The organism is Bacillus sp. MYb56 (assembly GCF_002976445.1).
Classification (GTDB): Bacteria; Bacillota; Bacilli; order Bacillales; family Bacillaceae_G; genus Bacillus_A; species Bacillus_A mycoides.
The window spans coordinates 1-7619 of the sequence record NZ_PCOH01000078.1 but is presented as its reverse complement, the minus strand read 5'-3'; the positions used below and the strand labels follow the sequence as shown (position 1 = coordinate 7619).

Below are 7619 nucleotides of genomic sequence, written 5' to 3'. Positions count from 1 at the left end.
CACACCCGTTCCCATACCGAACACGGAAGTTAAGCTCTCTAGCGCCGATGGTAGTTGGGACCTTGTCCCTGTGAGAGTAGGACGTCGCCAAGCAAGATAAAAACACGAGTCATTTGACTCGTGTTTTTTTTATTTCCCATGAAATAGGTTGGATTCCGTTAGTAAAAATGCTGAAATATAGTAAGGGATTTTTTGAGCAGAAATATTGAGAAATTGATAAATAAACGGATAATCTTCAGATCCATAACTTCCAAGTAAGTCATACCACCAATCCGTTTCATACCTAGAAATCATACTTAAATTATAGAGTAATAAATAATGAACAAGAAGCTCAGGCAACACTGGCTTAGAGTTTCTAGGGTCAGTCGTAAGTGGTAAATAATAAGTGTCAGTAAGATGCTCATAGTATAAAGGTGTACTATACATAGGATTCCATGATTGAATAGGTGCCGAAAAAAACAAATTTAATTCATTATTTTTCTCAGGTACGTGTTGTATTGATAAATGCTTACAAGTTGTTTCGATGTAACGAGAAAATCGCTCTTTAGTCATATGTAGTCGATCTAATATATTGACTGAAAAGGAGAGCTCATTTTTATTTGTTGAATCGATCTTATATAAAGTTGATACTTTTTGACTATAGCGCAACAAATTTTGTAATTCAGGAATATTCCCCATTAGCTCTAACATATTAAACTTCTCCGCTTCTAAGTGTTTCATGTGAAACAGTTGTTCTGCAACGTGAGTAAACAATCCGTTTTTCTGTATTTTCACCTCATCTTCTAAAAATTGATACCCCTGTTTTTTCCGTTTACGAGTCGTAACGCCATGAGCTAAAACAGTAGTTGATTCTGGGTAGTTAGGATCAATAGTTAACAAGCAAGCTTTAAACAGTTGGCTAATTCCATAAAATAACAACATCGGCTGAATCGAAAAGGGGGCCACTTTATATAATTCATAATAATTTTTCCCGTGTTCTAAGTAGTAAATAAAGGGATAACAGTTTTCAAAACTTTTTTTTTCAGCATCTTGTATGGAGGATTTTTCATAACAACGGGCAAGATAACGTTGTACATTTTGAGATGAAAAAAAGAAACTTAATTGCTGCCAAGTGCAATGTGTTTGATGCATATATTACGCTCCTTTTATTGTCTAAAAATTCTAACATATATATACGTCCTTGACAGTATTTTAACCAATTGATAAGCTACTAATAATAATTTCTGGTATCATGGGGGGAACAATTATGTGGGAATCTAAATTTGTTAAAGAAGGTTTGACTTTTGATGATGTATTACTTGTACCAGCGAGGTCAGATATATTACCAAGAGAAGTAAGTGTTAAAACAGTTTTATCTGAAAGCTTACAGCTAAACATCCCGTTAATTAGTGCAGGAATGGATACAGTAACAGAAGCTGACATGGCTATTGCAATGGCTCGCCAAGGCGGTTTAGGAATTATTCATAAGAATATGTCTATTGAGCAACAAGCAGAGCAAGTTGATAAAGTAAAGCGCTCTGAAAGCGGCGTTATTTCAGATCCTTTCTTCTTAACTCCAGAACATCAAGTATATGATGCAGAACATCTTATGGGAAAATATCGTATCTCAGGTGTACCAGTTGTAAATAATTTAGATGAGCGAAAATTAGTTGGTATTATTACAAACCGTGATATGCGTTTCATCCAAGACTACTCAATCAAAATTTCTGACGTAATGACAAAAGAACAGTTAATTACAGCTCCAGTTGGTACTACACTGGAAGAAGCTGAAAAAATCCTACAAAAGTATAAAATTGAAAAGCTCCCTCTTGTTGATAATAACGGTGTATTACAAGGGCTTATTACAATAAAAGATATTGAAAAAGTAATTGAATTCCCAAACTCTGCTAAAGATAAGCAAGGACGCTTATTAGTTGGAGCAGCTGTTGGTGTAACGGCTGATGCTATGCTTCGTATCGATGCATTAGTAAAAGCTAGCGTAGATGCAATTGTACTTGATACAGCTCATGGGCATTCTAAAGGTGTTATTGAAAAAGTAAAAGAAGTTCGTGCGAAATATCCAGCACTAAATATTATCGCTGGAAATGTTGCTACAGCTGAAGCAACGAAAGCATTAATTGAGGCTGGTGCAAACGTAGTTAAAGTTGGTATTGGACCAGGTTCTATTTGTACAACGCGTGTTGTAGCTGGTGTTGGTGTACCACAATTAACAGCAGTTTATGATTGTGCAACAGAAGCTCGTAAACACGGTATTCCAGTTATTGCTGATGGCGGTGTTAAGTACTCTGGTGATATGGTTAAAGCTTTAGCAGCAGGAGCACACGTTGTTATGCTAGGTAGTATGTTTGCTGGTGTTGCTGAAAGCCCTGGAGAAACTGAAATTTACCAAGGTCGCCAATTTAAAGTATATCGTGGTATGGGTTCTGTTGGAGCGATGGAAAAAGGAAGTAAAGATCGTTACTTCCAAGAAGGAAACAAAAAACTTGTTCCTGAAGGTATTGAAGGACGCGTACCATATAAAGGACCTTTAGCAGATACAGTTCATCAATTAGTTGGTGGATTACGTGCAGGTATGGGATATTGCGGAGCGCAGAATTTAGAATTCTTACGTGAGAATGCACAGTTCATTCGTATGTCAGGTGCAGGTTTACGTGAAAGCCATCCTCATCACGTACAGATTACAAAAGAGGCTCCAAACTACTCATTGTAATGTCTTATATACAAATAGACAGAGATTTGATATCTCTGTCTATTTTTTTTTGATTATGTTAGAATAACGGTTATGTGAGTACATAGATATTGGGGGTAGCAAAAGTGAAAGGTATGTTTTGCAAAAGATTCATTGCGTTGGTAACAGTGCTTACAATAGCTTGTAGCATGCTTGTACCATATAGCAATGCATCAGCAGAAACAGGAGCCGCTTTAAACATTGAAGCAGGTGCGGCAATTTTAGTAGAAGCGAATTCTGGGAAGATTTTATATCAAAAAAATGCAGATGAGTTATTATCAATTGCTAGTATGACAAAAATGATGAGTGAATACCTAGTGAACGAGGCTATTGCGAAAGGGAAACTAAAATGGGATCAAAAAGTTAAGGTTTCCGAATATGCGTATAACATTTCGCAAGATCGTTCATTATCGAATGTGCCTCTACGAAATGGTGAATCTTATACAGTAAAAGAGCTATACGAAGCAATGGCAATTTATTCTGCTAATGGTGCAACGATAGCGTTAGCTGAAGCAGTTGCTGGAAAAGAAGTAGACTTTGTAAAAATGATGAATGATAAATCGAAAGAGTTTGGATTAAAAAATTATAAGTTTGTAAATTCTACGGGCTTAACGAACAAAGATTTAAAAGGACACCATCCTGAAGGGACAACTCCAGATGAAGAAAATAAAATGTCTGCGAGAGATGTAGCAATTTTAGCACAACGTCTTATTCAAGATTTCCCTAAAACATTAGACATAGCAAAAATTTCAAAAAAAGTATTCCGTGAAGGTACTCCGGATCGGATTGAAATGCCTAACTGGAACTGGATGTTAAAGGGGTTAATTAAGGAATACGAAGGCGTAGATGGTCTGAAAACAGGATCAACTCCAGAAGCAGGAGATTGTTTCACTGGTACGATTGAAAGAAATGGTATGCGTTTCATTTCTGTAGTTATTAAAACAAAATCTCACACGGCAAGATTTGATGAGACAAAGAAATTATATGATTATGGCTTTGCTAGCTTTGAAATGAAGAAAATGTATGAAAAAGGTTCTTCGGTTAAAGGAAGAGAAACAGTAAGAGTTGAAAATGCGAAAGATAAAGATGTGGCAGTTCAAACGAAGCAAGCTGTTTTACTTCCGGTGCCAAAGGGAAGTAAAGACGTTTATAAAACAGAATTTAAAGAAGGAAATAAGGGACAAGAGGCACCTATGAAAAAGGGAGTTACACTTGGCCAAATGGTTGTAACGTCTAAAGATAGTAATGATCCTGGATTTTTATCAGGAAAATCATTACAAGTAGACCTTGTAACAAAATCTGAAGTAGAAGAGGCGGGTTGGTTCACACGTTCTATGCGCGGAATTGGTTCTTTCTTTAGTGGTATGTGGAATAGTGCTGTTGATACAGTAAAAGGTTGGTTTTAAAAGCTCCTCATTGTAGGAGCTTTTTCTTATTCCTATTTTTCATACCGACTTTATGAAAAAGTAGTGGACAAGCATCAGATAGTTAGTGGTAGAATGTAAGAGTATTCTTAATTTTCTTCTTTAACGGGGGAAAGCAATTCACCTAGGGGGGTTTTTGTACATGACAAATGTAACAGGGACAGAACGTGTAAAACGTGGAATGGCAGAAATGCAAAAAGGCGGCGTTATTATGGACGTAGTTAACGCTGAGCAAGCAAGGATTGCAGAAGAGGCAGGCGCAGTTGCTGTTATGGCATTAGAGCGTGTACCTGCAGATATTCGTGCAGCAGGTGGCGTTTCTCGTATGGCAGATCCAACAATTGTTGAAGAAGTTATGGGTGCTGTATCAATTCCGGTTATGGCAAAATGCCGTATCGGTCACCTTGTAGAAGCACGTGTATTAGAATCATTAGGGGTAGACTATATCGATGAGAGTGAAGTATTGACTCCTGCTGATGAAGTATACCATTTAAATAAACGTGATTACACAGTTCCGTTTGTATGTGGTTGCCGCGATATCGGAGAAGCTGCACGTCGTATTGCAGAAGGTGCAGCTATGCTTCGTACAAAAGGTGAACCTGGAACAGGAAACATTGTAGAGGCAGTGCGTCATATGCGCCAAGTCAATGCAGAAATCCGTCAAGTTGCAAGTCTACGTGAAGATGAGTTAATGACATATGCAAAAAATACTGGTGCTCCTTATGAAGTACTACTTGAAATTAAACGCCTTGGTCGCCTGCCAGTTGTAAACTTTGCAGCAGGTGGTGTAGCAACACCAGCAGATGCAGCGTTAATGATGCAACTTGGTGCTGATGGTGTATTTGTTGGATCTGGTATCTTCAAATCAGAGAACCCAGAGAAATTTGCACGTGCAATCGTTGAAGCAACGACTCATTATGAAGATTACGAACTAATTGCAAGCCTTTCTAAAGGATTAGGTAACGCAATGAAAGGTATCGAAATTTCAACGTTATTACCAGAACAACGCATGCAAGAGCGTGGATGGTAATTAAAGGAGATCTTTAAAATGGTGAAAATCGGTGTACTAGGTCTTCAAGGTGCAGTTCGTGAGCATGTAAAATCAGTTGAGGCAAGTGGTGCAGAAGCTGTTGTTGTAAAGCGTATAGAGCAACTTGAAGAGATTGATGGTCTTATTTTACCAGGCGGTGAAAGTACAACAATGCGCCGTCTTATTGATAAGTATGCTTTCATGGAGCCTCTTCGTACATTTGCGAAGTCTGGTAAACCAATGTTTGGTACATGTGCAGGAATGATTCTTCTTGCGAAAATACTTATTGGCTATGAAGAAGCACATATTGGTGCTATGGATATTACGGTTGAGCGCAATGCGTTCGGACGCCAAAAAGATAGTTTTGAAGCTGCACTTTCAATTAAAGGTGTGGGAGAGGACTTTGTTGGTGTATTTATCCGTGCTCCGTATGTTGTAAATGTAGCTGATGATGTTGAAGTACTTTCTATGCATGGCGAGCGAATGGTAGCGGTAAGGCAAGGGCCGTTTTTAGCTGCTTCTTTCCATCCGGAATTAACGGATGATCATCGTGTAACAGCATACTTTGTAGAAATGGTAAAAGAAGCAAAAATGAAAAAAGTTGTATAAGTAACTTGCAACTTGTATAAGATTATAGTAAATTGATGATAACAATTTTATAAAATAAGCGTGTTGATAGGAAGTAGTAACAAATGTTGTTTCTTATAGAGAGTCGATGGTTGGTGGAAATCGATAGAAACAGTTTGTGAATCCATCCTGGAATGGAATGTGGAATATCTTTTGATTAGTAAACATTCCCGGTGAAGAGCCGTTATTTCTACTTGAGAGGAAAGCGGTAATGCTTTCAACTAGGGTGGCAACGCGGGTTAACTCCCGTCCCTTTGTATAGGGACGGGAGTTTTTTGTGTTTTATAAAATAAAAGGAGGAGTATATAATGCTTGATATTAAATTTTTACGTACGAATTTTGAAGAAGTAAAAGCAAAATTACAGCATAGAGGCGAAGATTTAACGGATTTTGGTCGCTTTGAAGAACTTGATACGAGAAGAAGAGAGCTACTTGTTCAAACAGAAGAACTAAAAAGTAAACGTAACGAAGTATCTCAACAAATTTCAGTATTAAAGCGTGAAAAGAAAGATGCGGAAGCTCTAATTCTAGAAATGCGTGAAGTTGGGGAAAAAGTAAAAGATCTTGATAATGAGCTTCGTACAGTTGAAGAAGATTTAGAAAGATTAATGCTATCTATCCCAAATATCCCTCATGAATCTGCTCCAATAGGTGAAACAGAGGATGATAACGTAGTAGCACGTACTTGGGGAGAAGTGAAAGAATTTACTTATGAGCCAAAACCGCATTGGGACCTTGCTACTGATTTAGGGATTTTAGATTTTGAACGTGCTGGGAAAGTAACAGGAAGCCGATTTGTATTTTACAAAGGTGCTGGTGCAAGATTAGAACGTGCTTTGATTAGCTTTATGCTTGACCTTCATACTGATGAGCATGGATATGAGGAAGTATTGCCTCCTTATATGGTAAACCGTGCAAGTATGACAGGAACAGGACAACTTCCGAAGTTTGAAGAAGATGCATTCCGTATTGAAAGTGAAGATTATTTCCTAATCCCAACAGCTGAAGTACCTGTAACGAATATGCATCGTGATGAGATTGTGAGTAAAGAGCAATTGCCGATACGATATGCTGCGTTTAGCTCATGCTTCCGTTCTGAAGCAGGTTCAGCTGGTCGTGATACACGTGGTTTAATTCGCCAACACCAATTTAATAAAGTTGAACTTGTGAAGTTCGTGAAACCAGAAGATTCTTACGAAGAGTTAGAAAAATTAACAAATGATGCAGAGCGCGTGTTACAATTATTAGAGTTGCCATATCGCGTTATGAGCATGTGTACAGGAGATTTAGGATTTACAGCAGCGAAGAAATACGATATTGAAGTATGGATTCCAAGCTATGGTACATATCGTGAAATTTCTTCTTGTAGTAATTTTGAGGCATTCCAAGCGAGACGCGCGAATATCCGTTTCCGTCGTGAGCCAAATGGTAAACCGGAACATGTTCATACACTAAATGGATCTGGTCTTGCAATTGGACGTACAGTGGCAGCTATTTTAGAGAACTACCAACAAGAAGATGGTACAATTATAATTCCAGAAGTTCTTCGCCCTTATATGGGAGGAAAAACAGTTATTAAATAAGTTAAAACATTCATCGGTATGAGTGATTGGTAATTATGGACGTTGTCAGCAGTGTCATAAAGGAGAGGGGAAGTAAAATTTCCCTTTCCTCATAATTTATTATAGTAGGGTTGACTAACTGTTTTTCTTTTGATATTATATTTGATGTCAATATGGAGGTATACCCAAGTCTGGCTGAAGGGATCGGTCTTGAAAACCGACAGGCGGCGAGAGTCGCGCGGGGGTTC

6 protein-coding genes, 1 rRNA gene and 1 other annotated feature are annotated in these 7619 nt (G+C 38.0%); of the genes, 6 read left to right on the top strand and 1 reads right to left on the bottom strand.

Translation table 11 applies throughout. The features are described 5' to 3' along the window. Positions 1-93: ribosomal RNA gene (gene rrf / locus CQ058_RS30285) — 5S ribosomal RNA — on the top strand; the annotation flags it as partial. 36 nt (positions 94-129) lie between these two features. Here rrf and CQ058_RS30280 read toward each other — a convergent pair. Next, positions 130-1131 (bottom strand): YaaC family protein, encoded by a 1002-nt coding sequence (locus CQ058_RS30280; RefSeq protein ID WP_002009610.1) that lies wholly within the window; start codon positions 1129-1131, stop codon positions 130-132. Positions 1132-1246: 115 nt separating this feature from the next. On the opposite strand from CQ058_RS30280, the gene guaB reads away from it, so the two are divergent. The 5 genes from guaB (at position 1247) to serS (ending at position 7392) form a co-directional block, all read left to right on the top strand. Beyond that, complete coding sequence (guaB, locus tag CQ058_RS30275; protein WP_002107266.1) at positions 1247-2710, top strand: IMP dehydrogenase; 1464 nt, start codon at positions 1247-1249, stop codon at positions 2708-2710. A 113-nt stretch (positions 2711-2823) separates the two neighbouring features. Beyond that, a complete protein-coding gene (locus CQ058_RS30270) occupies positions 2824-4134 on the top strand; it encodes a D-alanyl-D-alanine carboxypeptidase family protein (protein WP_142396444.1) in 1311 nt (436 codons plus the stop codon). Positions 4135-4294: 160 nt separating this feature from the next. Further along, the gene (pdxS, locus tag CQ058_RS30265; RefSeq protein WP_002009615.1) at positions 4295-5182 is read left to right on the top strand and encodes a pyridoxal 5'-phosphate synthase lyase subunit PdxS; all 888 of its coding nucleotides are present in this window, start codon (positions 4295-4297) and stop codon (positions 5180-5182) included. 18 nt (positions 5183-5200) lie between these two features. Continuing rightward, a complete protein-coding gene (pdxT, locus tag CQ058_RS30260) occupies positions 5201-5791 on the top strand; it encodes a pyridoxal 5'-phosphate synthase glutaminase subunit PdxT (RefSeq protein ID WP_002191375.1) in 591 nt (196 codons plus the stop codon). 54 nt (positions 5792-5845) lie between these two features. Further along, positions 5846-6066: a binding site (T-box leader), on the top strand. 51 nt (positions 6067-6117) lie between these two features. After that, the gene (gene serS / locus CQ058_RS30255) at positions 6118-7392 is read left to right on the top strand and encodes a serine--tRNA ligase (protein ID WP_002009617.1); all 1275 of its coding nucleotides are present in this window, start codon (positions 6118-6120) and stop codon (positions 7390-7392) included. Positions 7393-7619: the final 227 nt, after the last annotated feature.